Here is a 24,653-nt window from a genome sequence, read left to right on the forward strand (position 1 = left end):
AGCCTATTCTTCGTACTCAATTAACACCTGAACCCAGTGGGGCGGACGCGGAATCGAATTTCCTAAACGATCCAGCATCAACAATGCCACCAGATGCACCACGAATAGGTATAACACACTATTAATAGTCAGCATGACCAGAGCTAAAAGCTGAATCACCAGTAAACTCGGTTGGGTTAATAGGCCCAGCTTGAGAAAGAGCCAATCCGCCATCTCCGAAATTTGCGAGATCACATAGACCCAAAGGTCTTCGCCGAGCAGTAATGACAGGAGCCACACCCGAAAGAAAAAACCGAGGGTGCCCAAGATCGTCCCCAGGGTGACCGACCAATACCAAGACACCTGGCGTCGCCACATCCAACCCAATTGCACACCAATGAGGCCATAGGGAATGGTGTAAATAATGCTGCGGGTCGGCCCCATCAAAATAGATAGCAATAAGCTAGAGACGAGGGTTGACATCCACGCTGCCCGGGAACCCCAGCGCAAATAAACCAAGGCAATGGGCAACGGAAAAAACAGCCGCAGCAGTGGCCCAATGGGAAAATAATAGTTAATCAGCCAAATTAAGCTGGCGGTGCTGGCTAAAAAAGCAGTTTCAACCACCACCAAGGTTTTGCGGTGTTTTGTCGGCGAGGTGGGAGCGGGTGGGGCAATAATTTCTGGGTTATTGACCTGGGCGAGGGGGGAGGTTGGGGGTTGAGAGACTTGGGGCTCTAGGTCTACCCAATTCATATCTTCTGGAGAATTCTTTGGATCAGAAAAATGCTCAGTCACAGCGATCGCCTAATGGATGATGTCGTCGAGGGCACGCAGATTCGGGATAAACACAGCATCCGGGGTGCGCCTAATTAAACCTTTCTTTTCTAACTTAGTCAAAACCCGCGTTACTGTCTCCCGCGCTAAGCCACTTAAACTACTCAGTTCCCGATGGGGCAGACTCGGAATCTGGATCTCCCCTTGATCCGTGGATTGCCCTTGACTTTCGGCGAGGAAGACCAGAATATCAGCGACCCGCGCCAGACTATTGGTTTCGCGCACCTGGAGGCGACGGTTCACTTGGCGGAGGCGTTTGGCCATCAGTTGGGCGAGGCGAACCCCCACTAGGGGCTCTGTGTGCACCAATTCGACAAAGTCAGCGGCGGGAATACTGCTAATGGTGGTGGCGGTCAGGGTGATCACATCGGTGGAACGGGTGGCTTCTTCGAGGGCCGCCATTTCGCCAAATAATTCTCCAGCGCCGAGGATATTGAGGGTGATTTCCTTGCCATCGAGATTGTAGGTGCGAATTTTAACCCAGCCTGTTTGGATAAAGTAGACAGAACCGCCCCAGTCTTTTTCTAGAAGGATAATTTGGTTGGCTGGAAAGGGCCGTGTCACCAGATGGGCGATCGCCTTTTGGAGACTGGACTCCGGTAGCCCCTGGAAAAAAGGCAACGCTTTGAGGAAGGCGCGGGCTGTGTCATCACTCACTAGATTTGTGGGGGATTCGGCCATAATTCTGGGGGCAAAGGGCAGGAAATGCTGACTGCTGGTATTAAGAATAAACCTATCAAACGGCAGGGTCAGCAGGGCCACACGAGGCTTCAATCTTCCTCCATTATGCAATGCCTCCGGGAGATTAATCGCTCCCCAAAATTTTACTCCAAAGCAGATGACACGCAGGGGTTCACGGGGGGCACCGTAAAATCAGGGGTCAATTGCCCTTCTAGGTCAGCGAGGGCTACCCAAGCATTATTTCCCTCGGTCAGGAGTTTACGGCTGGGAGGAGTGCTTTGATCGCCTTTTTGACAGAGTTTGAGCATGACTTGATTGTCCCCATTAATTTGTTCGACCCGTAGAATACTGCCGCCCAAAATTAACAATGGATCAGCGGTGGTGGTGGCGATCGCCTCTGGTGTGGCGTAGGCCGTGAGGGAGCGATTTCCCTGGAGCTGAAAAATTTGGTTTTTGCTGAGGGGTAGGGTTGTTTCTTCTGGTTCTCCTGCGGGCACTGTTACCGTCGGTGGATCTTCGGTGACATCCGTAATCGGGACAGGGTTAATCGTTGGTGGCCTCGTCGTCGGGGAACTACCTAAGGGTTCTCGCTGCCAACGCTGCCACAGTAAACTGCCGACCCCCAGCAAACACAGACCTCCTGCCAAGATCAGTAATAGACGATTGGGGGACATTGTCGTTTTGCGCCCCCGGAGCCGAGACATTTGGGTTGCTGCAGGGGGATGGGCCTTGGGTTGGACAAAGGTCGGTTGTAGTTGGGTGAGTTTTGGGTAGGGGATGGGGGTTTCGGGAACTTCTCCTTGCACCTTGACCTGGAGCAGTGCGATAGTGCTGTTGTCGTGGCCATTTTTGGTATTGGCAATTTCAATGAGGCGATCGCCCACTTGGGTCAGATCTTTTTCACCTTGGATGAGGGGGGCAATTTCTGCGGCCCAATGGCCTTCTACCTGGCCATCATCACTGAGGCCATCGGAACACAGGAGATAGATCGCATCTTGATCCAGCACCAGGGAGGTTACGGTGGGGTGGAGGGAGTGGGACGGGTTCATCCCCAAAGCTTGCACCAAAGCCCCAGATCCGGGGTAGGCCAGGGCGTCTTTGTAGAGGGCATAGCCGAGGCGCACTTCCCGGGAGCCGAGATCATCATCGTAGGTGAGCTGGTGGCAACTGGTGGTAGTGATGCGATAAATGCGGGAGTCCCCCACGTGGGTCAGGTAGAGTTCGGGGGCATTAACCCAGGCCATAACAACGGTGGTGCCCATGCGGTTTCGGTCTTGGCGATTTTCTTGGTCGTTGCGATCGCAAATCACATCGTTGGCCTGGAGCACGGCAGCAGCTAATTTTTCTTGGATTTGGGCGGTCTGATCCGGTGGGTAATCCGTGAGGTTTGCCAGTTGGGTTTGCAGTTGCTCAATGGCGATCGCCGAGGCCACTTCCCCCTGTTCATGGCCACCAATGCCATCACAAACAATCGCCAGAGGCGCATCGGGATAAACTTTGCCGGGGGGCGGAAAACAAGCATCCTCATTGTGATCACGGCTGGGGCCAGCATCGGTTTGGGTATAGAGGCGGTAATGATATTCCAGGGGCGATCGCCCCAATTCCAACACCCCCTGGCGCAAAATCCCATAAAGCTGCTGGGGATCTTGGATCTGGCCTTGGCTCAACCCCTGCTGGAGACGATGACAAAAAGGTTGAATCACAGGGGCCACGGTTTCGAGTAACTCGGCCCACAAATTCCCCAGGCGCACCAAATTTAAAGGCTGGCTGGGTTCAAAGCGCAGTTTTTGCACCTGAATAATGCCCCCATGGACAGCCCAATCCGCCAGATAGTAAACGCTCGGAACCACTCCATGGTCTACAAAATCCGGTAACAGCGCCGCGATTTGCATGAGCCAGTTGAGTTGTTGCAGGGGAGTTGCGGTCTGCCAGGCCTCCGTGAGGGGCATAAATAAATTTGGCCAACGCGGATAACCTGTTTCATCAAGGGCCACCGACGGATATTCCAGTAGCCACCCTTCCTGGGGCGTCAACAGGCCAAATACCTTGGGAATATGGAGCAGATGGGGCGAGAGCCGCAAATAACTTTCGATGGCTGGGGGGAGGGTTTCGGTCAGTACCGGAGGCAATGCGGGCTTCGTATCTAAGAGAATATCTGGGGTTTCTGTCACCCAATAGCGATCGCCTTCCCCCACGAGAGTTTGGGGCGTCAGGTTCAACTGGGGTGCTCCCACAACCCGAAGATAGCGCTTGATCACCGGCGCTTGGCAGAGGGGACAATGGGATTGGGCCAACGAAGCTACCCCTGGGCAGTCGTTTTTCCCACAAGAAATCGTTACCTTAGAAATATCCATACATCTGTGCCTGAGGGGCAGATTGACTGGGGGGTTCCCCGCATGATCACTAATTTAACGTATTCTTTGCCCTGCATTTTCTATGATTCTTTCCCCTAGCCAACGGCAGAAGCTCGATTCTAGCGATGATCAGCTTTTTTATGATTACCCCCGGTTTGTGACCCACGTCGATGATGGCTTTATTGACCAGTTAACCCAACTCTATGGCACCTTACTGCAGCCCAACGACCGGGTTCTAGATTTAATGAGCAGTTGGGTCTCCCATTTGCCCGATTTCGCGTTTCGGGAAGTGGTTGGCCACGGAATGAACGCGGCGGAACTGGCGAAAAACCGTCGTCTGGATCGCTATTTTGTCCAAAACCTCAACACAGATCCCAAATTGCCATTGGCAGACCAAAGCTTTGAAGCCGTTTTGGTGGCGGTCTCAGTGCAATATCTCCAATATCCGGAGGCGGTGTTTGCAGAAATTCAGCGGGTACTGACCCCAGGGGGGATTTGTATTGTTAGTTTTTCGAATCGGATGTTTTACCAAAAGGCGATCGCCGCTTGGCGGGACAGTACCGACACTGATCATCTCCAGCTTGTGCAGCATTACTTCCAGCAGACCCCAGGCTTTGACAAACCCACCGTGGTAACACAACGGAGCGACCAGCCCCTGCTGTTACAGATGTTGGGTCTAGGCCACCGGGATCCGTTTTATGCGGTGTATGCCCGACGGCAGTCCCTCGGAGGTGGCGTAGAGGAGTCGCAACAATTGTTAACTTAATCTGGGTCTGCAGGGAAGGCAAACTATAGTATTAAGTGGGTACCTTAAAGAAAAAGTGTTTTTCGCCCTTGTTTTCGCCAAAATCTGCAGTCTTTGCTAAAAAATTCCCCGTTGCTCTACAGGGGCCATTGCTATGAATCAGCCATCTGTGCCCTCACCAGGAAAGGGTAATCGCCGTGCTTACCAAAATATTATGGAAAACCTGGTGCACAAGGAAATCCACCGACAACTCAAGCGCCTGCCACAAAAATTAGCAGATTATATTGATGTGGTGGAGGTGGCAACCTATGCTTTGAACCGGGTGCCTCCCCTCTATGCCTCCAGCGAACGGGGTAAAGAGCGCCAAGAAGAAAAAGGCATCCTTGATCTAAAGCAACAAATTAGTATTGCTGTTCGCCAGGCGATCGCCGCTGTCCAACGGGATCCTTTGCGCTCCTCAACGCCCCTCGCACCGGCCCAATATGCCCAGTATGAAATCGCCGAAACCTGCCTGCGCGACCTCGAAAAGCTCCTGCGGGACTCCTATCTCATCGAATCAGATGCCCCGGATATGGATTGGGATACCCTAAAAATCATTGTCGCTAAAGCCCTCAAAAAAGCAGCCACCCAGGGCATTGTGCACCGCCGCATTGAAGAGGTGATTACAGAATGGGAATATCAAACCTATATGCCCCCTGTCTTTGATTGGCAAGATCCCCGCTACAAATTTTAAGGGCGATCGCCATTTTGATTTCTGCTGCTATGACTGTCCCTGCATCACCTTTTGTTTATCGTTATCCTGAATTGATCCCTGGCACCCTGCGGAAACGCTACAAACGTTTCTTGGCCGATATTGAATTAGCCTCCGGGGAAATCGTGACGGCCCATTGCCCAAATACGGGGCCAATGACGGGGGTTTGTGAATTGGGAGCGCCGGTGATGCTCTCAAAAAGCGATAATCCGAAGCGAAAACTGGCCTACACCTGGGAGATGATCCAGCTACACACCCCAGAACCAACTTGGGTCGGGGTCAACACCGCGTTACCCAACCGGGTAATCAAAGCGATGCTTTTGGCGAAGCAAATTCCCGAATTAGCTGACCACTATGACACGGTGCGTCCAGAGGTGCGCTACGGCACCGCAAATAAAAGTCGCATTGATTTTCTCCTGACGGGGGAAGGGCGATCGCCCCTTTATGTGGAAGTTAAAAATACCACCTGGACTAAAGGCGACCTGGCGCTTTTTCCTGATACCGAAACCACCAGGGGGCAAAAGCATCTCCAAGAACTCATCGACATTGTGCCTGGAGCAAAAGCCGTGATGCTCTATTTCATCAATCGGGGCGATTGCACCCGGTTTGCCCCTGGGGATAGTAAAGACCCGAAGTATGGGGAATTGTTCCGTCAGGCGATCGCCGCCGGCATCCAAATTCTTCCCTGTCGCTTTGCCGTCAGTCCAGAGGGTATTCGTTACTTGGGCTTGGCCTCCTGGGAAGCGGCGGAAGTTTCTGAAGCTTGTTAATGTTTCGACCCTAATTTACCAGCGGCAGGCAATGGGCATCCGCCAGCCGGTGCCAAAGGCTCGATCGGTGATTTTTAATCCTGGGGCAGCCTGACGACGCTTAAATTCAGCGCGATGAAGGAGCTTAAAGACTTGGGCCACGGTATCGTTGTCATAACCGGCGGCGTGGAGTTCTGGAGCTGATTGATTGCGGTGGATCACCCGTTTGAGGATCTCATCTAACACCGGATAGGGGGGCAAGGAATCTTGATCGAATTGGTCGGGGCGCAGTTCCGCACTGGGGGGTTTGGTGATAATCGCCGGGGGAATCATTTCTTGGTCGCGGTTTAACCATTGACAAAGGCTAAACACACGCATTTTCGGCACGTCGGCGATCACCGCCAGGCCACCATTCATATCGCCATAGAGGGTGCAATAACCCACTGCCATTTCGGATTTGTTACCCGTTGACACCAGTAGATAACCAAACTTGTTGGCGATCGCCATCAGCAGATTACCCCGGATACGGGACTGGAGATTTTCTTCGGCCACCCCAAATTCTGTGCCTGCAAATAAATCACCGAGCATCGTCTCAAAGGCAGTCATGGCCGGCTCAATGGGAATAATTTCGTGGCGAATCTGGAGATTTTTTACGAGGGTGATCGCATCGCTGAGGGAATGTTCGGAACTGTAGGGAGAAGGCATCAGCACCCCCAACACATTTTCTGCCCCCACCGCTGCAACGGCGATCGCCGCCACCAAGGCTGAATCGATACCACCACTTAAACCCAGGACAATTTTCGAGAAGCCACATTTACGGACGTAGTCCCGGAGACCCAATACTAGGGCCGCAAAAATTTCCGCCTCATCGGCATCGTATTCAGGGCTAACGGTTTGCTGAAAAGCAGCGGGTAGACCCTGGGGCAGCGATAAAGTTTGTTGGTCTGGGCTAAATTCTACTGCCAATAGGGACTCCTGAAAGCTTGGCGATCGCCCCAGCAATTGTCCCTCCCGGTCAAAGGCAACACTCCCGCCATCAAAAATCAAATCATCGTTTCCCCCCACCTGATTCGCGTAGAGAATGGGCGTTCGATACCGTTGGGCCCCGTGGTGCAGCATCCCTTCCCGCAGGCGTTGTTTGCCGACGGTGTAGGGAGAAGCCGACAAATTGACGATCAAATCGACCCCGGCCTCGGCCAATTGTTCAAGGGGATTAATTTCGTACTGGCGCTTGCCCCAAAAGGCTTGGTCGTTCCAGAGGTCTTCGCAGATGGTGACGCCAATTTTTAGGGGAGCCACCGTTGGGCTGGGGTGGAGGAAAAACCAGTTGGACTGCTTGCCCGGTTCGAAATAACGGTCTTCGTCGAACACATCGTAGGTGGGCAACAGTTGCTTATGGAAAATGTGCTGGACTTTCCCTTGGTCAATGAGGGCGATGCTGTTGTGGAGGGCTTTTTCCCCCTTGGCGATCGCCTCTGGATTGGGGGTCGCTAAACCGACTAAAACAGCGAGGGTCGGCGGAATTTTTGCTGCTAGGGCCGCGAGTTGGGCCTGCATCCGGTCAATAAAATCCGCATGGAGCAAGAGATCCCGGGGCGGATACCCACAGAGGGACAGTTCCGGCGTGAGCAGTAACCGGACATTGGCGATCGCCGCTTGTTCTGCTGCGACCAGGATCCGCTCGGCATTACCAGTCAAGTCCCCGATGGTGGGGTTCAGTTGGGCGATCGCAATTTTCATTCGGCAAACATTTGGCAAACAATTAAAGGGGCTTGTGGGCAATGATCGTGCGGTGGCGCGGATCACTGGCGACGGTGGTGCGGTAATCAAAACCGACTTCTTTTAGTGTTGATTCTACATCAAAAGTGTAGTATTCGTCGCTCCAAGGCTCTGTGCTCTTCATCAACACAAATAAGGCTGGCGGCAAACCCTGAATCACTGGAGATTTCGGATTGTTATCCACAATTGCCAGACAACCACCGGGCCGCAAAATACGTCGGCATTCCTGGAAAATTTCGCGGGTGGCCTGGTTGGGCAGTTCATGGAGGACGAATTGCAGGGTAATCAGATCAAATCGATCATCCGTAAACCCCGTCGTTTCTGCCTTACCATGGCACCATTGCACCGCTTGATGTTTATCCTGAACCTTAGCCACCGCTAGCATGTGGGGCGAAAGATCGAGGCCCGTCACCTTAACTGTTGGATTTTTGGACTGGAGTCGGTCTAGGAGCGCAAAGGTTGAAATGCCCACGGAACAGCCGATATCCAGAGCCTCATTCACTTCCTGGGGTAAATGTTGTTCGAGGACATCCAAAAAGCTATTGCGGAGTCGAGCCTGGGCCATTTCTGGGGTGAGGGGTTCCGTTTTCCAGACCCGCAGAGCCATGGCTGCCGTCGCTGGGGCCGCTTCAAAGGCTGCTTGCCAACACAAATTTCCTTCGTTATAGGCGTGGAAGGGGACTTGGTAATAGTCGGGGTAATCCAGGTGAGGATCGGCGATGTCTTGGAAATATTGTTTGGCAGGGGATTGCTCTAATTCCTTCACGGTCTGTCGCCAGGGCACACCATTTTTTTCGGCGGTTTTAATCAAAACGCGCCGGGCCTGTTGTTTCATCAGGGCGTAGAGGGGCTTTGTTTGGATCAGACGGTTGACGAGGCGGGATAACCAGTCTTCCCCAGCCCAATCGGGTTTTTCTTTGGCGATCGCAGTGTCGGTCATGGATAACGGTGGGCGCTTTTGCCAGCGGATATAAAACACAGAAACTGGGTCTATTTTACCGCCATTACTGAAACCCTTTGTTTTCCCTAACGGAAGGCTGGAAGAATGCTGGAGGCATAAGCCAGGATTTTCGACCCAAAGGAATTTTTGCTGGAATAATAGAAAAATTCACCTAGCCATAAAGTCTTCTATGCCCCAAACCATCGTCGTTAAAATTGGCACCTCTAGCCTCACGGATCCCAATACAGGCATGTTGGCTTTGGCAACCATTGGTACCCTTGTGGAAACCTTGACTCGCCTCAAACAAAAGGGCCACCGGGTAATCCTCGTCTCCTCTGGGGCCGTAGGTGTAGGCTGTGGTGTGTTGAAACGCTCCGAACGACCAAAAAAAATTGCCGAAAAACAGGCGATCGCCGCCGTGGGTCAGGGTCGTTTAATCCGACTTTATGATGATCTCTTTACCAGTCTGCAACAGGCGATCGCCCAGGTATTGCTCACCCGTCGGGACTTAGTGGATCGCACCTCCTACCTGACCGTCCAAGAAGCCCTCAACGCGATGCTAGATCTCGGCGTGATCCCGATTGTGAACGAAAACGACACCGTTGCCGTCGACGAACTGAAATTTGGCGATAACGATACCCTCTCTGCCCTGGTGGCCAGCTTGGTGAATGCCGACTGGTTGGTGCTCCTCACCGATGTCGATCGCCTCTATTCCGCCGACCCCAGACAAAACCCCGATGCGCGGCCCATTCCCCTGGTTAGCTCTAGCGAATTGTTTAACCTCCAGGTCGATGCCGGATCGAGCGGCTCCCAGTGGGGGACAGGGGGAATGCAAACGAAACTCACCGCCGCCCGCATTGCCACCAGCGCTGGCGTCCGCACTGTGATTACCCAGGGCAAAACCCCCCAAAACCTCCTGAAAATTGTTGCCGGGGAAGATATCGGCACCCATTTTGAAGCCCAACCCCAGGCCGATAATGCCCGTAAACGTTGGATTGCCTACGGCCTCGTCCCCCAGGGAATTTTGACCCTTGATGATGGGGCAACCCAGGCCCTCCTGAAAAATGGCAGATCTCTTCTGGCGGCGGGCATCGTTGCCGTTGAAGGCGAATTTACCATTAATGACCCCGTAGAATTGAGAACCCAAACAGGTCAGGCGATCGCCAGGGGATTAGTGAACTACAGCCACCAAGATATTGAAAAAATTCAAGGGCAACATTCGACCCAAATTCGGCAAATTCTCGGCTATGGCGGGGCCGATACCGTAATCCACCGGGATAACTTAGCACTGCTGATCGCCGCTGAAGGGATATGAGAAAATAATCTATGGCCTAAATTCCCTTAGACCTGCGCTGACCACTGTTCACCTTTCCATGAATCTAAAAACGAACCTCCTCGAAACCATCGCCGGAAAAAATCGTGGTCTGATCGCCACTGAAGTAGACCGCGCCAATATTCTCACCATCGTCGATCGCCTCGAAGACCAAAATCCAACCCCCAAGCCCCTAGAAGCGACAACGTTACTCGAAGGGGATTGGCGACTGATTTATACCACCAGTAGAGGCATTCTGGGGATCAATCGCTTTCCCCTCGTACAGCTCGGGCAGGTTTACCAATGTGTGCGGCCACTCCAGCAAAAAATCTACAATATCGCCGAACTGGAGGGGATTCCTTTCCTTGAAGGCTTAGTGCTTGTGGAAGCCTCTTTCACCCCCGTCTCTGATCAGCGGGTAAATGTTTTCTTTAATCGCTATGTGATTGGCTCCCAGCGTCTCATGAACTACCGTTTTCCCAAAGGACTGGTTGAGCAAATGCTGGCCGGAAAAAAATTTTTTCCCGTTGATGTGGGGATTAACAGCAAAAATAACAATGGTTGGCTTGATATTACCTATCTCGATGAAGACCTACGCATCGGCCGGGGCAATGAGGGCAGCGTGTTTGTCCTGAGTCGTGAAAAGTACTGATGACGCCCCAAAAAACCAAAAGACCCGGAGCCTACGCCTACCACGAGCATCCCGTATTGCTGCTACCTTCCGGTCCTGACAAGGTTTGGGCGTCGAGATCGCATAGATCCGAGTCGTTTAGAAATATAACACAGAAGTCTTCCCCTTGGGAATTAGTACCTAGTGTGACGCTTAGACAGATTCGAGGCTCTAGGAAGGGTCTGGGAGCGAGAAAAATCTTCCCTCGCAGGATCGGGTTTACTGCCAATCATCAAAATTAAACTCAGACCCCCCAAAACCATCGCCACCAGCGCTGTCGTCGTGATCATCCAGCGATTGGGTTGATAATTTCCCTGCTCAATTTGTCGAAAATGTTGGTGATAGTTCCACAAAGCTAAGGCAATGATCACAATACCGGCGATCGCAAAGGCCCGACCCAATGTTTCGGAGGAGGCAAGGTTTGGAAAGGGCAAATTACCTTGGGGAACGAGGGTTTCTTCAATTTGACGCACAAAAAAACCAAAACGGGCGATCGCAAAGCCAAAGCCAATCAAGGCGATCGAGGTACGCAACCAAGCCAGAAAAGTGCGTTCGTTGGCCTGGTGTTCCCGTTGTCGATCAATTTTTGGGGGTTGGGGCATAGCGATTTCAGCAGTTTCCCGTATTGTAGGGGGATTGGTCAGATTCCATCGTAATTCGACTTTCTGTAGTTATTTTCAGAAAAAATCTTGACAATCGCAATTATGCTAGTTATTATTGTTTACGGTTTTGGCTCGGTAGCTCAGTTGGTTAGAGCAGGGGACTCATAAGCCCAAGGTCGGCAGTTCAAATCTGCCTCGAGCCATATTTACAGTGTAGGCCAAATTTTCATTGCGCTATCGGTAGCGTAGGAGATTTTTGCTTACTTTTTCATGGTGGCCTGGGATGCCTATCCCCTCGTAAGGCTTGGGTCAAATATGGGCCAGAAAAGCCATGAATATTGAAGCGATAAACCGGGATTTAGACGCCCTAAGAATTGGTGTGTCTGTAGAAATTCGAGGGAAACGGGTCTATCTGCGGGCCACACTTCCCCCTAAACCTGGGATGGGTCGGACAGCTCCCCATCGGCAACGGATTGCCCTTGGGGTTTATGCCAATGAGGAAGGTTTGCAGCGGGCTAAGGCCGAGGCGATTAAACTAGGTGGCCTGATTGCTTGTGGGGAATTTGACTGGGCCGCGTATGGCAAAAATGACATACAGATTTGTTCGGAATGGATCGCCGCGTTTGAGCAAGATTATTTCGCAAAGCGGGCCGATACGCCCCAAGCTCGAACGACCTACCGCAGCAGCTATCAGCAAATTTTTAATAAACTCCCCCAGAGGCGCAAGCTCACCAGAACGGCGATCCTTGATGTGGTGAAGGGGCTAAAACCAGACAGCCGGCAAAGATTGCGGGCCTGTCTTGCCTTGGGGAAGTTGGCGGAATTTGCGGGGATTGCGGTAGACCTGGACGGATATCGGGGACGATATTGCCATAAATTTCTTACGCCGCGCACATTGCCCAGTGACAAGGCGATCGCCAATGGATTTAGAAAAATCCCTAACCCGTCCTGGCGTTGGGCCTATGGCTTGATGGCGGCCTATGGTTTGCGACCCCATGAGGTATTTTTTGCGGATTTGAGCGATCCACCATTGCTGTACCTGCGGGAAGGGAAAACCGGGCCGCGCCATGTTTCGCCCCTGTATCCCGAATGGGTAGAGCTGTGGGGTTTGTTGGAGGGAACCGCGCCGCCATGGTCGGGGAGTAAGGACTATTCAGCGTTGGGAGCAAGGGTAACGCGGCAATTTTCCCGTTATTCTGTCGCCTTTACGCCCTACGTTTTGCGCCATTGTTACGCTCGACGGTCTAAGCAGTTTGGGATTAAACCAATTGATGCCGCCAAATTAATGGGGCATAGCCTCGATGTCCACTTCAAGACTTATCATCATTGGTACGAGAAGGAGGAAGTTTTAACACTTACGCAACAAATCGCTGATAATCCCGACCGTCCCCGCGCCCCTGGAGAAAGCTCATGATTGATACTTTGCTTAAAACCCTGAAACTATTCGGGGTATTTTGTCTTGGTTCTGTTGGCTTTGCTTTTATTGCTAATGGAGTCACCAGCGCCAGCCTTAGATATAGCGATGAATGGCTAGCAGTCTTATTTTTAATGCTGCTTGCGTTTGGTTTAGAGGTCTGGATTTACAAGAAGTTTTATAAAAAATGGCGGATCGTTTTTTTGAACTACATGATCAGTCATTTTGCCGCATTCTTTGCCGGGATCCCTTGGTTGTTCTTAATGGGGGCCGGATCCTATGACATGGCCTGGATCGTATTCCTGGGGATATGGCTCCCCATTGCGTACTTTTCTCTTGACCAGCTCGACTATTTCAAGCGGCTTGAGCTAAAAGTTAAGGAGCAACAGGCCCAGATAGATGGGTTTACGGATCAGAAAATCCAAATTCAGAAGCAGATCGAGACCATGAAAACGCGCCTAGATAACCAACGGCGCTATGGCAAATAAAAAGCGGCCCTGATTGGGTCGCCTTGTGTGAGATACATGGTCATGGCTAGAGGGCGTTTAATCGCTTAACCTCGGCCATGACTGCTTTTTTTGTTTCGGCCATTTTTGCGGCGATCGCCTCCTCTAACATTTCAGGGCTTAGGGTTTGGGAGTCAAGCCGTCGGGCAATATCAAGAAGCTGATCCGCGAACTCGTCTGGGACGCGGATCGCCTTTGTGGGGGTATGTTTCCATCGGGGGCGAAACCGTTCGGGGATTTGCTCCACTGGCTTATTTTTTAGGACTTGCAAATACTCTTCTTTTTTCATGGTTAATCCTTAACTCTATTATTAGTGTACACTTTTAGGCTTTATTAGTGTACAAGGATAATCGGGGATTGCCTTCCCCCATGAATAATCACTTCCCCTATGGCGATATCGGCCCATGAATAGGCCCATGAATAATCACTTCCCCTATGGCGATATCGGCCCATGAATAGGCCCATGAATAATCACTTCCCCTATGGCGATATCGGCCCATGAATAGGCCCATGAATAATCACTTCCCCTATGGCGATATCGGCCCATGAATAGGCCCATGAATAATCACTTCCCCTATGGCGATATCGGCCCCCACAATGGGCCATGAATATTCCCTAGGCTATGGCGATATCGGCCCATGAATAGGCCCATGAATAATCACTTCCCCTATGGCGATATCGGCCCCCACAATGGGCCATGAATATTCCCTAGGCTATGGCGATATCGGCCCAACAATAGGGCCGATAAACCGCGCTAAATGGCAAGACTTAATAAGTTATCTGCATTAAGTTCGGACAATACCCAATCATAGATATCTTGTTTAACTTGCGTCCCATTATCGCCATTGTGTAACGCGATCGCCGCATCATTTAATTTTTTGCACAAACTACCAGACTGATTTTTCAATTGATTAAAAATATCTATGGCGGCCCTAGCTTTATCGGCAATGTTTGAACTTGTTAGGGTATCAATCGCATTGTTACCGCGTTGTAAATCGTTGGCGTTGGCGGTTTTACTGACAAAAGAGAATAGGCGTTTGTCGCGTTTTAGGCGTTTTAGAATGTAGGCGTCTATCTCAGCTTTATAGATAGCTAAATTTTGCGTAACGCTATTTTCCCCAAAAAGATTAAGCTCAAACGATTGGGCCGATACGCTCGATTTGACGATATCGGCAAGCTGATCTAGCACTTCATTGGTAAGTTTACGCTTATCCTTGCGGATCAGCTCATAAAATGCAGACTGCATCGATTTATCTAAACGGCCCATAGCGATCGCCTCATTATCGGATAAACGGCCCTCTAAAACCATATTGAAAAAAGCAGACTCTAAATTAGCGATCGCTATTCCTTTATCTGCTAGGGCGTCGGTGATCTTAACCCCTAAGTCTGCTAAGTCATCTTTAGATAGGGATAAATCACGGATCAGGGTAGCAACATCCAAGGGCGATCCTTTCCCCTCGGAGATATTGGCGATCGCCCCAATCATTCTTGCCTGAACATGGTCACTTGCATTGATAAACCTAACGGCGATCCGATCCACGCCTAAACGGATCGCTAAATCTAATCTGTTATGACCATTGACCACATACACTTGATTATTTTGCGGATCCCGCCACACAAGCAATAAACCGGATAAATCGTGATTCCATTGGCTAACGCCCTTAAGCGATCCGCTAGATCCGGTTTTAGCATTGTGGATTAGCTTAAATTGGAAACGCTTAGGATCCGCAAGGATAGAGCGTGGATCAAGTTCTGCTAAACCTAAATTTTGCGTAACGCTATTTTGTGGGGCCGGATCAGCTTTAGGGGCCGGATCAGGATCGCCCAACATATCGGCCATAAGGCGATCCGCTACCTGAGCGCCATAAATTTCTCTTACTTCTTCTAGATCCTTAATTTGTCGCAAGGTGAGCTGCTTTTTTTGCGTAACGCTATTTTGTGGGGACGGATCAGCTTTAGGGGCCGGATCAGGGCCATTTAGTAAAGACTGACAATAGGCGATCGCCTTTCCATGTAGTTGTACTGGTAAGCGTAGGGGCCGCGTTTCCAACCCGTGCCATTTACTTGAAAAGTTAGGATTCCCGCGCTTAGGCGATCGCCTAACCTTAATCCCTAGATCCAATTGCAACGGGTTAAATAAGTGAATTTGTACTGACATAGGCCTATCCCATAAAACGCTATATATATAAGTGTACACTGATTAGCGCGATTAGTGTACAGGGATAGAAAAATAGCGTTACGCAATAAACCCAATAAAAAAAGCGATCGCCCCTGATCGCCCTCACCAAACAAACGCTCGTGATTAGACCTACTGGGAAAGATCGTCCGGTAGGTCTCTCAATTTTAAATCTACTTTTTCCAGCATCATATCGAGGGCCTTGATTTGCGGAATAGACAAGTGAGGCTCGCTCTTCCCACGCTCCCAATCGGAGACTGTTGCATAGCGAACATTTAAAGCCTTAGCAAAGGCTCTTTGGCTAAGACCCAATAGCTCCCTAAGTTTCTTCAAAGTTAATTTATTGCATTCCTGAACTTCCATCATTATACTAAAAATGTTACGGAAACCGTAGCAACCTAATCACCAATGAAAAGGGTAGGAATGGACGGCCATCCATTTCCTACCTCCTTGAAATATACGTATTTCACTCCATTCTAGGAGTCCCAAGGTCAAGCAGTGAGCGGGTTGTATCCACACTAGAAAGTTCACTTACTCCATATTTAGAGCCAAGCCAAAACCAACAGCTACCGAGACTCTACCTATGGCGTAATACAAACGCTCAAGAATAAAAATGAATAATTTACGCTCTGAGGCGTTGCAGGTGTTATTAGCACTTCTGCAACGTGACTCAAAGACTCAATCTGTCGGGAACCTCGATCAAAAGATTGAATTAGCGATCCATGCCGCCAAGACGTTTCACAAGCGTATTGCCCCCCATCAGACTGATGGGGTGGTTTTCCCAAAGAGTCAGCCTATCCAAAAATACGGGGAGTTTACTCCTAGCGGTTACTCGGTCTATTTCCTTACCAGTGATGGATCGAGTTTTTTAGTGGCTGAATATTCCTCTATCTCTGAAGCGGTCGGAGTGGCGATCGCCCTTAATGCCTACCTAAAAAGCAAGGGCTGTAAGGACAACAATTCGGGGATTGAACTATGAGAAATTTCTTTTTTATTCTGTCTGATTGGGCTGATTTAATGGCCGCCGATCCACATGGGCCGCTTGGAATTTGCCGTAAAGCTTTCTGGCTGAGATTAGCCCCAAATGGCCCAGGTAATAGCCCTTGGCGGCATTGCTCACTATACAAAGATCCAAGATTCGGGATTATTGGCCGCGACGATATTCCGTTCTAAAGAAAGAGAAAAGCTATCCCCCTAGTTTCCGGTGAGGATAGCTTTTTTTGCTGCAAGAATAGAGGAGAAATAAAAATGATTGATACTGACAACAATATTTTAACCGAAGAACTAGAAAAAAGCGCAATTTCTGAACAGTTTCAGAGATATTTTCAGCAGCTTTCTCCCTCAGCTTGTTGGGAGTTTTTACTTTATGGTTTAGGTGATGATGAGCGCCGCAATGATGGCCGATTGAGAGATAAATGGTTAAGGAATTATGCCCATTTAGAGGATGGGGGCTGGTGGTGTTCCGGGATTGATATTCTTACCTTTAAACCCTCTTTATGGGGTTGTCTTAAGCCAAATTCCCCCAGAAAAATCGATGGCAAACCAATCAAATATGAACATCCCCCAAAGACGCCCACCGAAGCTTTTTTCTTAGGGGATGAGGACTACTGGCGCGGCGTGATTGCCGACAAAAAAACGCCCATCATCATCACCGAGGGAGCCAAAAAAGCGGCGTCCCTATTGTCTGCTGGGTATTGCGCTATCGGTTTACCGGGGATTTTTTCTGGCTACCGCACCCCGAAGAATGCCCAGGGCCAGAAAATTGGGGACTCTTATTTAATTCCCCAACTAAAGGCGATCGCCCAAAAGAACCGGGAAATTGTTTTCTGTTTCGACAACGACCTAAAGCCCAAGACGATCCGCAACGTTCGGATCGCCGTTGGCCGGACAGCAAAGCTATTCAGGGCCGAGGGCTGCAAGGTCAAGGTGATGTGTTGGACTTGGGACTTTCCCGATCTAAAGGGGGTTGATGATGTGCATTTTGTCCATGGGCCGGAAGCAGTAAAGCATCTATTCGACCAAAGGCAATCGGTCACAGCTTGGAAGCGCCAGGAAAGGCCCGATCCAAAACCTGCCCCAAAACCTGAACCCAGCGACCCCGACCAAAGACCCATCGAAGCAATGACCACGACCCCACTAAAAACATCACGCCCCGAAACCCGTCGCATTTATGGGGGAACCAAAAACCTCAACTATGCCGAGCTTTTTGAATTTATCCAAGACGAAATGGCTCACCGGTTAAGCTTCGACACCATGCGAAAAGAAATGCTCCTCGATGGGCAGTTATTTCGTGTCGCTGATGAGCTGCGAGCGTGGTTTTTTGATGAGTATGGCGAAACCGCCAGCGAAAACGACATCTATAAAGCGATGGTCTATTTCGCCAAAAAGAACAGCTTCGATCCAATCGTTGAAGACTTGCGCCGTTGCCACCGGGAAGCCGAGCGCGTCCCGATCCACAATTTAGCGGCCCGCTATTTCGGTCAAGACCCCGACAAGTTCACCGAGGAAGCCGACAAGCGCAAAGCCTGGATGTATAACCGCTGCGTAGAAATGTGGCTAATTTCCGCCGTAGCGCGGCAACTGGAAACCGAGGGGAAGGAAGCAGACAGCACGTATCTGGGCTGCCAAGCCGATTACACCCTAGTCCTGCAAGGGGGCCAGGGGCGAGGAAAATCCACTTGGTTTAAAACCCTCAGCAAAATTTACTTCAATGACTCGATCAGTGAGATCCAATCGACCAACTCATTAATGGCGCTCCATGGTAACTGGATCATTGAATTGGCAGAAATCGACGGCATTACCTCGAAGAAAGACGCGGCCAGCCTCAAGCACTACCTAACCGTCAGACAGGATGAATTTCGCGCCCCCTACGAACGGAAAACCCAGAAGCACAACCGCCGATCCGTGTTTTGCGGAACGGTGAACCCATCGAGATTCTTAATGGATGACGAAAACCGCCGCTTCTGGACAGTGCCGATCACCGGGGATATTGACAACGCCCGCCTAGCTCAAGAAAGGGATGGGATATGGGCCGCCGCCATGGATGCTTATTTAGCTGGGGCGCGGTGGCATCCTGACGAAACAGAAAAAGCAATCCTTAAGGCGATCGCCCTCGACTTCACCGAACAAGACCCCTGGCTAGAGGACGTGGAAGCGTGGTTAAGCTGGCACAGCTACGCCAATACCAAAGAAATCCTGGAGGAAGTTTTCAAGCTCGAACCCAAAGAACAGGGACAACGGGAGCTGCGCCGATTGAATAAAATCCTCAACCAGCTCGGCTACACCGAAGAACGGCGGATCCGCAAGGAAGGGCGTCATCTACGCATCAAAGTTAACCCCGAAAAGGAAACAGCCCCCTGGGAAAATATATCCTCTAAAAATAACGGTAATTACGGTACTTATGGCACAACCCAGACAGAGCAAGGGTTAGAGATGTACCGTAATTCGTACCGCAATTCTGAAGTTATGGCACAGTTAACCGAAAATGTGCCGCAAGTTGATCCAGAATCGACAAATGTACCGCAATTAGATCGCAATTACGGTACAGCCGAAACCCCCACCCCGCAAGCATCCCAGCCGATTTGTACCGTAATACCGCAAAAAAACGAGAAATTTGAAACGATTCCAGAGAAGTATAAAAAAGCAGGATTTATCTATCGGCCTGGGGAGTATGTTCGGCACAAAGTTAATGGGGAAGTGGTCAAAATCTTGAAATTCCCGCCCATTGGCTCGGAATTTGCCGCCAAGGTTTATCTCTGCTTGAGCGATTCCGCCGGAGAAACCAAGATCGAACAACGCCACCTAGCCCCATTGGAATGACCCCTATTTGCGCCGCCAGAACTCCCCAGCAACGGGAACGCCCATCAAAACGCAGCTCACATAAAGCAAGGGCTTTAGCCGTTGTTCGGGGATAGCTGGATAAAAAAGGATCGCTTTTCCCCAAAAGTAAAACCCCACTATCCCGGTCACCAAGGGCAAAAACAACAGGGCGTAATAAGCCCAATCCGCCGCCTGTAGGCCATCTTTCGCCATGGCAATTTTGAAAAGTTTGTCTTTGTCCGGCTCAGGCACGGCTAAACCTCACTGCTGGGCTTAAAAGTCCGCTCCCAGGTAATTGGGCCGATCACCCCGTCCACCTCAAGACCCCATTTTTCCTGTAATTCGATACAGGTTTTTTCGCTTTCCGCCCCGTAAACCCCATCAATCTCGATTTTGTAACCCCAATGATTTACCTGCTGTTGCCAAGCTCGAACGTCGCCCCCTTCCATGTAGGGGCGCCTCAGCCGGATCAACCGATGATAGGCATCCTTCCCCGTGCGGGCTTGAATATCCATGGGCCGATAGAATCCCCGACATTGAGGAACCCGCCTCGACCGACGCTGAACCATGCCCCCATTGGCATTGCTAGCCGCTGAGGTGTTGCCCTCAATCGAGCTGAACCCCGACCCATTCACTGTTTCAACGATCCCAATATGTACCGCCAACCGATTCCCAAAATGGAACAGCGCCAAATCTCCGGCCCGTGGGGTTTTGTGCCATTGTCCGACTCGCCGCGCATACCCTTCGATGTAGGGGCAATAGGCCGCGCCTGAGGGCGCGCCCGTCTGAATTTTGGGCAAAGGAAATCCAGCCTTATCAAATACCCATGAGGTGAACATGGCGCACCAAGGCTGCCCATCCATCCCGTACCAGCGCCCATATTTCGTTCGGTTTGACCCTGGGGGCGATTCTTTATAGCCGATTTCCGCCCGGGCCGCGCTTAAAATTTTCTCAATCACGATGACCCTCTAAATTTTCAATCTGAATGCGGATCGTCCCTGCCAAATAACTCAATTTGCGCTCTAAGCTATCCAGCCGGGTATCAGTCAATGCCGCCAAATCATCAAATTTGCGCCACATTGTTTCAAGCTGAGATTCTACTTTCTCTAATTCAGCCGTTATCTGTTGCGGCGATTTTGCTACGGTCTGCCACTTCTCCCAAAAGGTGAGCAAGGTTTTAAGGGCGGCCCAAAAAGAAGCAATTAAAATCGTCAAACTAACCAAAATCTGAGTAATTTCGTTCACGGTTGAAGCGTTGTAATTTCCAATTCGTAGGGCAGATTGATCGAGTCTTCGATCACGGTTTTGATTTCCGCTAACGTCACCTGTTGCCCCGTCCCCACTAATCGCGCCTCTAGTGCGCTAATTTCCGCCTCAATTTTGGCGTGGAGCGACTCAATCAACCGACCCTCAAGGGCTGCGATGTCTTCTTTCGTGGCAATCTGGGGGCAAGTCATTAACGCCGCCTCAAAATTCTAAAAAGTTGGGTTACTGGTTGCTGTTCTTGGGTTTCCGGGACAGGATAAACCACCTCGGAGTCTGTTTTTTCCCAAATCTCGACCATGTACCCTTGGGGGTTTAGATCGTAGTAGCGCCAGCGGGATGCCAGTTTTATCTGTATCTGTCTTTGGGGGAGTGGCTGGGCGATCATGTCTGGGGGATAGGGGAGCTGAAAGGTTTCTGGCTCATCCTTGGGCCACAGCTTCACCCAGCGACGATCAAAAAGATATTCAGCCCCGGTAAAAAATGAATTTCGCACATGGATCGGCGGATACCAAGTGCGATCGCCCATCCCAAAAAATTTAATTCTGAAAGTGCTGTGGGGAGTCTTTGCGAACAGCGGGAGAAACTGCCAATCAAATGACGGGACAATTGTCCCCATGCTCTCCCACTGCCCGAACTGGTCAAAAATCGCCATTCTAATGCCCTAGCTTTCTTCATCGCTTAAGTACAAGTCGCCCTGTTCATAAAGCACTTCAAGAAATTCCTGCTGATTGACCGGATTCCAGACGCCCGTTTCCAGGTCTTGGATCAGCCCCGTGTCTCCATGAGGATCATGGGTGCGCCAATTGGGGGGCGGGGGCATATTGTCCATTACAAAATCAAACTCAGGATCGCCAGGGGTTAGGATTAAGCTCATTTTTAACCAGAAATTGTCAACGCTAACAGGGCCGCTTTGCTCGTTTGGGCTAGCTCAGTCACCGCCCAGCCAGCATCCGCCGCCGCTTGGTCTAATTGCCCATTACTCACCTTGGAATCATCCACAAAGGATCGATAAGTCCCCTGACTGGTAATCGTCCGGATCGCCTGGGCTGGTTTCGGGAAGTCGGCCCCAAATACTAGATCCAACTCTGACCCGTCGGCATCGTTAACCCCTAATTCAGTCAATGCGACCTCACCGCCTGCGTTTTTAGGTCTGCGCCAAGCGTAGTTAACGCCGTTGATGGTGACGTAAAGCACCCGTGAAAACCCGCCAGGGCCAATTAAAGCTAGTTTTGGCTTGGTGACGGTGTAGCCATTTAACTTTAAGTCTCCAATTTTGTCACTGGAGCAAAACGATCCCTCATACCCCGTCGAGAAACGCTTAGACGCTCTTGCGGGCTTAGGTCGATTGGGAGATAGAACCGCATTCGCGATATTAAATTGATCGGTTATATCGGTTTGGCCAAATTCAGTTTTTAAGGAGTCCTTCAGCTTGCTCCGAAAAACGTACTTTAACGTTGTAGTTCCAACTTTTACGCTTACATAGCGCCAAGTCCCAGGCCCAAATTTTCTAGGCATAACAAAAAACCTCAAAAATAATTTACAAAAATCCCAGAAAAACCTAGGCGGTCACGACGTTGACATCAAAGGTTTGAGCCGCTTGATCAAGGGCAACCTGCACAGTCCAAGACGTAGTGAATTGAAGCGCCGCAATCTTAGGCAGATCCGCCGCCGTTAATCCTGTGGTCGGGTCAGTCTCAGCAGTCGCCGCAGCCGGAAGCGTGAAAGTAGTCCCAGCCGCCTGGGAAATGGAAGTTACACCAGAGGCCACACTAGCAGACCGCACGGGAACAATTGCCGGGAAAGCTCGAATCATCGCCGCAACAAAATCACGGTTATCAACTCCGGTAATCGCCGCCGGGTCAGACCCCCCATATTCGACCAAGTCTGCATAGGGAATTACAACGCCTTCCCCCGTGATCGCGTCTTCTTCTGCTACCTCGGCAGCATTGGCGAAAAGGTCATCAAGAGCAAATCCGCCGACGCCAGAATTAGCCCCAGAAGCAGGTAAGGGAATTTGACCCACCGTTTCGGTTTCCAGGTCTGCGACGTACTGACAAGCAAAGGAGAAAGTCAAGTTGTCGAGAATGTCGGAAACAGAAGCCTTTGCCCGCGTGGAAGTCATGCCCACAATGTCGGCACTATTGGCGGAAAGATAGTCATGAATCGCGTTGGCGATCGCCAGGGCCGCTTTACTTTCCTTGGTGGCCTGGGACTGAGCATCGGCAAATTCACCAGCAACCACCCCAGGCAGATCCGCAATGGGGAGAAACAAGCCAGCAGGGACGCCATTCCCACCGCCAGCGGATACGCTCGATTCAAAAAACGTAAGAGCCATAGAAAAACCTAGATAAAAATCTGATATTCCAATTTCTAGCACGGCAGAATCGCAAATTTAGCCCCAGAAAAATAGGTGTGCTTTTAGTGGCTTAGCCAAAACTAGCACAGGTGCTTTTTTGTTAGAATTAGAAGAAAAGATCGGGGATGGAAATAGTTCTTTACCAGAAATTATCAACGCGATCGCGTCGTTCAATTTTGCGGACAAAAAAGCGATATGGTCGGCCCAAACCCTACAAGCCAAGGGGTCAGCTTTTACAGCGATTGGCAAAGGAAACAGGCTGGACGATAGATCAGGTTCATGAACAATTATTAAGAGAAAGGGCTGTGCTTTTGAAGCTTAAGGGGATAGAAAAATAATGGCGACTTGTGATTGTAGCGGCGCAAGTCGCGCCTATATCATCGTTAACCCGAACAGCGTCAACCGTCGGGAAATCTTAAGCCTAAATCCCCCCATCTGCCACGACTTAAAAACCAAGGGGCTGCTAATCAATGGGTCTCCCTGGACTGCCCCAAAAGAAATTCAATCCTGGGATCCAAATCAACCTCAAAATGTTTTGAGATACAAGAAACACACTGGGGCATGGGTAGAACTTCCTTTCCTGTCTTATTCAATTGTTAATAGGACGGGATATTCGGAGGAGGTCTGCCGTTTTACTGTTCCCCTTAATTCCCCGGCTTATCAAACGTTTTATCCTAGAGCAGGAATGCCTTATACCTTGTGGGCGGAAGGGCGAGGGGTGTTCTCCGCTGATGGTTCGCAGTGTGACGCGGTTTACGCTTCAACAAATAACTGGCAGTCTCGGTTTATCGTGAGTGAAATCGGGCTAAATGTTAACGGGGCTAGGAGATTCTTTCAGGGGGGCATTGAGCCAGCCCCTTCTGTGTATGGCAGGGGACAAAACTATTTTAGCTCTCCTGTTTCTGTCCGATTTGATGATGTTGCTTACGAGGATAACTCTGGGTCTCTTATTCTTGCTGTATTCATTGAAGGAAACCACACGCGATTAAGGGTACAAAAACTAGATGAGACTTTTGTAGAGTTTGCTGATTTTGTGGAATATTCCGTTGTCACTGGGGACTGCCTTCTTACTATCACCTACACAGACGGATCGACCCAAGAATTAACTTATCCAGAATGTCCCACGGTGGAGCCGCTGCAATGCTTAGAAGTCTCCGACCAAGGGGGCGTGTTAACCGATATTTGCCCCTACAACGGAGAGCAAATAGCCTTTCAATGTGATGAGCGCAAATGCCCGCCGGAGACGTGCTGTGAACTGGAATGCGGGGGCGGTCAAGTGTGCTGTTATGGGCCGGACAGTGGGGCGGCGATTGATTCTTTTATTCGGAGGACTTAACTAAAAATGGCGCTTACTTTACAGGACTTTGGGGGACAATTTTCCCCGTCTACAATTACTTTTAATATTGCCGAGCTAAATGCCAAGTTAGAGGCTGCTGGATTGCCAAAATGGGACGAACCAAGGGACGCAATCGAGCCGCTTTTATGGGTTTTGCTGCGGCTTTTTTATTCGACGCAAATCGATTTTTCTCAAAGAATCCAAGGGGTGACTTATTCGCCTGAAGCTCTTGCAAATCAATCCCGAACATTACAAGTTAGTAGGACAAATTTTTCTACTTCTACGTTGTCACCAAGTGCCATATCTGCCAGGGAATTTTATTCTTTGCAATTTAATTTTGTTGGGGCGAATGACTTAACTGACCCTGATTTACTTTAAGGG

Annotated in this window: 29 protein-coding genes, 1 tRNA gene and 1 other RNA gene; 12 read left to right on the plus strand and 19 right to left on the minus strand. The window is 50.4% G+C overall.

All coding sequences use genetic code 11. From position 1 onward, the window contains the following. Window positions 1–3: 3 nt before the first annotated feature. From AWQ21_RS09480 to AWQ21_RS09490, 3 genes are all read right to left on the minus strand, one after another. Window positions 4–735 (minus strand): DUF2232 domain-containing protein, encoded by a 732-nt coding sequence (locus AWQ21_RS09480; protein ID WP_065714330.1) that lies wholly within the window; start codon window positions 733–735, stop codon window positions 4–6. A gap of 51 nt (window positions 736–786) precedes the next feature. Next, window positions 787–1,497 carry a Crp/Fnr family transcriptional regulator gene (locus tag AWQ21_RS09485; RefSeq protein WP_065715291.1) on the minus strand — a complete coding sequence of 237 codons (711 nt, stop codon included), beginning with the start codon at window positions 1,495–1,497 and terminating at the stop codon, window positions 787–789. A 143-nt stretch (window positions 1,498–1,640) separates the two neighbouring features. Then, window positions 1,641–3,851, minus strand: coding sequence for a PP2C family serine/threonine-protein phosphatase (locus tag AWQ21_RS09490; protein WP_065714331.1), 2,211 nt, complete (start codon window positions 3,849–3,851; stop codon window positions 1,641–1,643). Window positions 3,852–3,933: 82 nt separating this feature from the next. Here AWQ21_RS09490 and AWQ21_RS09495 point away from each other — a divergent pair, with 82 nt between their 5' ends. The 3 genes from AWQ21_RS09495 to sfsA all read left to right on the plus strand — a co-directional run bounded on the left by AWQ21_RS09495 (window position 3,934) and on the right by sfsA (window position 6,117). Continuing rightward, window positions 3,934–4,617, plus strand: a complete 684-nt coding sequence (locus AWQ21_RS09495; protein ID WP_065714332.1) for a class I SAM-dependent methyltransferase — start codon at window positions 3,934–3,936, stop codon at window positions 4,615–4,617. A 133-nt stretch (window positions 4,618–4,750) separates the two neighbouring features. After that, window positions 4,751–5,329: a late competence development ComFB family protein gene (locus AWQ21_RS09500; RefSeq protein WP_065714333.1), complete on the plus strand. Its 579-nt coding sequence runs from the start codon at window positions 4,751–4,753 to the stop codon at window positions 5,327–5,329. A 29-nt stretch (window positions 5,330–5,358) separates the two neighbouring features. Further along, window positions 5,359–6,117 (plus strand): DNA/RNA nuclease SfsA, encoded by a 759-nt coding sequence (gene sfsA, locus AWQ21_RS09505; protein ID WP_065714334.1) that lies wholly within the window; start codon window positions 5,359–5,361, stop codon window positions 6,115–6,117. A gap of 15 nt (window positions 6,118–6,132) precedes the next feature. Here sfsA and AWQ21_RS09510 read toward each other — a convergent pair whose 3' ends face one another. Continuing rightward, window positions 6,133–7,836: an NAD+ synthase gene (locus AWQ21_RS09510; RefSeq protein ID WP_065714335.1), complete on the minus strand. Its 1,704-nt coding sequence runs from the start codon at window positions 7,834–7,836 to the stop codon at window positions 6,133–6,135. 22 nt (window positions 7,837–7,858) lie between these two features. After that, complete coding sequence (locus tag AWQ21_RS09515) at window positions 7,859–8,815, minus strand: class I SAM-dependent methyltransferase (protein ID WP_065714336.1); 957 nt, start codon at window positions 8,813–8,815, stop codon at window positions 7,859–7,861. 190 nt (window positions 8,816–9,005) lie between these two features. Here AWQ21_RS09515 and proB point away from each other — a divergent pair, with 190 nt between their 5' ends. After that, window positions 9,006–10,130: a glutamate 5-kinase gene (proB, locus tag AWQ21_RS09520; protein WP_065714337.1), complete on the plus strand. Its 1,125-nt coding sequence runs from the start codon at window positions 9,006–9,008 to the stop codon at window positions 10,128–10,130. Window positions 10,131–10,188: 58 nt separating this feature from the next. Further along, window positions 10,189–10,779: a PAP/fibrillin family protein gene (locus AWQ21_RS09525; RefSeq protein ID WP_065714338.1), complete on the plus strand. Its 591-nt coding sequence runs from the start codon at window positions 10,189–10,191 to the stop codon at window positions 10,777–10,779. Window positions 10,780–10,797: 18 nt separating this feature from the next. Here AWQ21_RS09525 and ffs read toward each other — a convergent pair. Next, window positions 10,798–10,894: signal recognition particle sRNA small type (ffs, locus tag AWQ21_RS09530), an RNA gene on the minus strand. 37 nt (window positions 10,895–10,931) lie between these two features. Next, window positions 10,932–11,399: a YidH family protein gene (locus AWQ21_RS09535; protein WP_065714339.1), complete on the minus strand. Its 468-nt coding sequence runs from the start codon at window positions 11,397–11,399 to the stop codon at window positions 10,932–10,934. 129 nt (window positions 11,400–11,528) lie between these two features. Between AWQ21_RS09535 and AWQ21_RS09540 the strand changes: the two genes are divergently transcribed. The 3 genes from AWQ21_RS09540 (at window position 11,529) to AWQ21_RS09550 (ending at window position 13,301) form a co-directional block, all read left to right on the plus strand. Further along, window positions 11,529–11,602: transfer RNA gene (locus tag AWQ21_RS09540), tRNA-Met, on the plus strand. Window positions 11,603–11,730: 128 nt separating this feature from the next. After that, window positions 11,731–12,813, plus strand: coding sequence for a hypothetical protein (locus tag AWQ21_RS09545; protein ID WP_065714340.1), 1,083 nt, complete (start codon window positions 11,731–11,733; stop codon window positions 12,811–12,813). Beyond that, on the plus strand, window positions 12,810–13,301 hold the full coding sequence (locus AWQ21_RS09550; RefSeq protein ID WP_065714341.1) for a hypothetical protein: 492 nt from the start codon (window positions 12,810–12,812) through the stop codon (window positions 13,299–13,301). Before AWQ21_RS09545 ends, AWQ21_RS09550 begins: the two co-directional genes overlap by 4 nt. 46 nt (window positions 13,302–13,347) lie before the next feature. On the opposite strand, the gene AWQ21_RS09555 is transcribed toward AWQ21_RS09550, so the two are convergent. From AWQ21_RS09555 to AWQ21_RS09565, 3 genes are all read right to left on the minus strand, one after another. Then, complete coding sequence (locus tag AWQ21_RS09555; protein WP_065714342.1) at window positions 13,348–13,608, minus strand: hypothetical protein; 261 nt, start codon at window positions 13,606–13,608, stop codon at window positions 13,348–13,350. Between the two features lie 465 nt (window positions 13,609–14,073). Next, complete coding sequence (locus tag AWQ21_RS09560) at window positions 14,074–15,477, minus strand: hypothetical protein (RefSeq protein WP_198159632.1); 1,404 nt, start codon at window positions 15,475–15,477, stop codon at window positions 14,074–14,076. Window positions 15,478–15,627: 150 nt separating this feature from the next. Continuing rightward, complete coding sequence (locus AWQ21_RS09565) at window positions 15,628–15,861, minus strand: DNA-binding transcriptional regulator (protein WP_065714344.1); 234 nt, start codon at window positions 15,859–15,861, stop codon at window positions 15,628–15,630. Between the two features lie 247 nt (window positions 15,862–16,108). Between AWQ21_RS09565 and AWQ21_RS09570 the strand changes: the two genes are divergently transcribed. Next, the gene (locus tag AWQ21_RS09570; RefSeq protein ID WP_065714345.1) at window positions 16,109–16,474 is read left to right on the plus strand and encodes a hypothetical protein; all 366 of its coding nucleotides are present in this window, start codon (window positions 16,109–16,111) and stop codon (window positions 16,472–16,474) included. A gap of 12 nt (window positions 16,475–16,486) precedes the next feature. Here AWQ21_RS09570 and AWQ21_RS16635 read toward each other — a convergent pair whose 3' ends face one another. Continuing rightward, window positions 16,487–16,615, minus strand: coding sequence for a hypothetical protein (locus AWQ21_RS16635; protein ID WP_257784275.1), 129 nt, complete (start codon window positions 16,613–16,615; stop codon window positions 16,487–16,489). 128 nt (window positions 16,616–16,743) lie between these two features. Here AWQ21_RS16635 and AWQ21_RS09575 point away from each other — a divergent pair, with 128 nt between their 5' ends. Then, window positions 16,744–19,314, plus strand: coding sequence for a VapE domain-containing protein (locus tag AWQ21_RS09575; RefSeq protein ID WP_065714346.1), 2,571 nt, complete (start codon window positions 16,744–16,746; stop codon window positions 19,312–19,314). A gap of 3 nt (window positions 19,315–19,317) precedes the next feature. Here the strand turns inward: AWQ21_RS09575 and AWQ21_RS09580 are convergent, their stop codons facing one another. The 8 genes from AWQ21_RS09580 to AWQ21_RS09615 are packed head-to-tail and all read right to left on the minus strand — an operon-like array spanning window position 19,318 to window position 22,915. Next, window positions 19,318–19,527 carry a hypothetical protein gene (locus AWQ21_RS09580; RefSeq protein WP_157094732.1) on the minus strand — a complete coding sequence of 70 codons (210 nt, stop codon included), beginning with the start codon at window positions 19,525–19,527 and terminating at the stop codon, window positions 19,318–19,320. A 41-nt stretch (window positions 19,528–19,568) separates the two neighbouring features. Then, window positions 19,569–20,273, minus strand: coding sequence for a peptidoglycan-binding protein (locus AWQ21_RS09585; RefSeq protein ID WP_083998001.1), 705 nt, complete (start codon window positions 20,271–20,273; stop codon window positions 19,569–19,571). After that, on the minus strand, window positions 20,266–20,529 hold the full coding sequence (locus tag AWQ21_RS09590; protein WP_157094733.1) for a hypothetical protein: 264 nt from the start codon (window positions 20,527–20,529) through the stop codon (window positions 20,266–20,268). Before AWQ21_RS09590 ends, AWQ21_RS09585 begins: the two co-directional genes overlap by 8 nt. 26 nt (window positions 20,530–20,555) lie before the next feature. Beyond that, window positions 20,556–20,771 (minus strand): hypothetical protein, encoded by a 216-nt coding sequence (locus AWQ21_RS09595; RefSeq protein ID WP_065714350.1) that lies wholly within the window; start codon window positions 20,769–20,771, stop codon window positions 20,556–20,558. Next, complete coding sequence (locus tag AWQ21_RS09600; RefSeq protein WP_065714351.1) at window positions 20,771–21,232, minus strand: hypothetical protein; 462 nt, start codon at window positions 21,230–21,232, stop codon at window positions 20,771–20,773. Before AWQ21_RS09600 ends, AWQ21_RS09595 begins: the two co-directional genes overlap by 1 nt. 9 nt (window positions 21,233–21,241) lie before the next feature. Next, complete coding sequence (locus AWQ21_RS09605; protein ID WP_065714352.1) at window positions 21,242–21,454, minus strand: hypothetical protein; 213 nt, start codon at window positions 21,452–21,454, stop codon at window positions 21,242–21,244. A 2-nt stretch (window positions 21,455–21,456) separates the two neighbouring features. Next, entirely contained in the window at window positions 21,457–22,095 is a 639-nt protein-coding gene (locus AWQ21_RS09610) for a hypothetical protein (RefSeq protein ID WP_065714353.1), read from the minus strand. A gap of 43 nt (window positions 22,096–22,138) precedes the next feature. After that, on the minus strand, window positions 22,139–22,915 hold the full coding sequence (locus tag AWQ21_RS09615; protein ID WP_065714354.1) for a hypothetical protein: 777 nt from the start codon (window positions 22,913–22,915) through the stop codon (window positions 22,139–22,141). Window positions 22,916–23,273: 358 nt separating this feature from the next. Here AWQ21_RS09615 and AWQ21_RS09625 point away from each other — a divergent pair, with 358 nt between their 5' ends. Continuing rightward, window positions 23,274–24,272, plus strand: a complete 999-nt coding sequence (locus AWQ21_RS09625) for a hypothetical protein (protein WP_065714356.1) — start codon at window positions 23,274–23,276, stop codon at window positions 24,270–24,272. A 6-nt stretch (window positions 24,273–24,278) separates the two neighbouring features. Continuing rightward, window positions 24,279–24,650, plus strand: coding sequence for a hypothetical protein (locus tag AWQ21_RS16210; RefSeq protein WP_157094734.1), 372 nt, complete (start codon window positions 24,279–24,281; stop codon window positions 24,648–24,650). Window positions 24,651–24,653 lie beyond the last annotated feature (3 nt).

This window comes from Picosynechococcus sp. PCC 7003, from assembly GCF_001693255.1.
In the GTDB taxonomy this organism is placed as follows: Bacteria; Cyanobacteriota; Cyanobacteriia; order Cyanobacteriales; family MRBY01; genus MRBY01.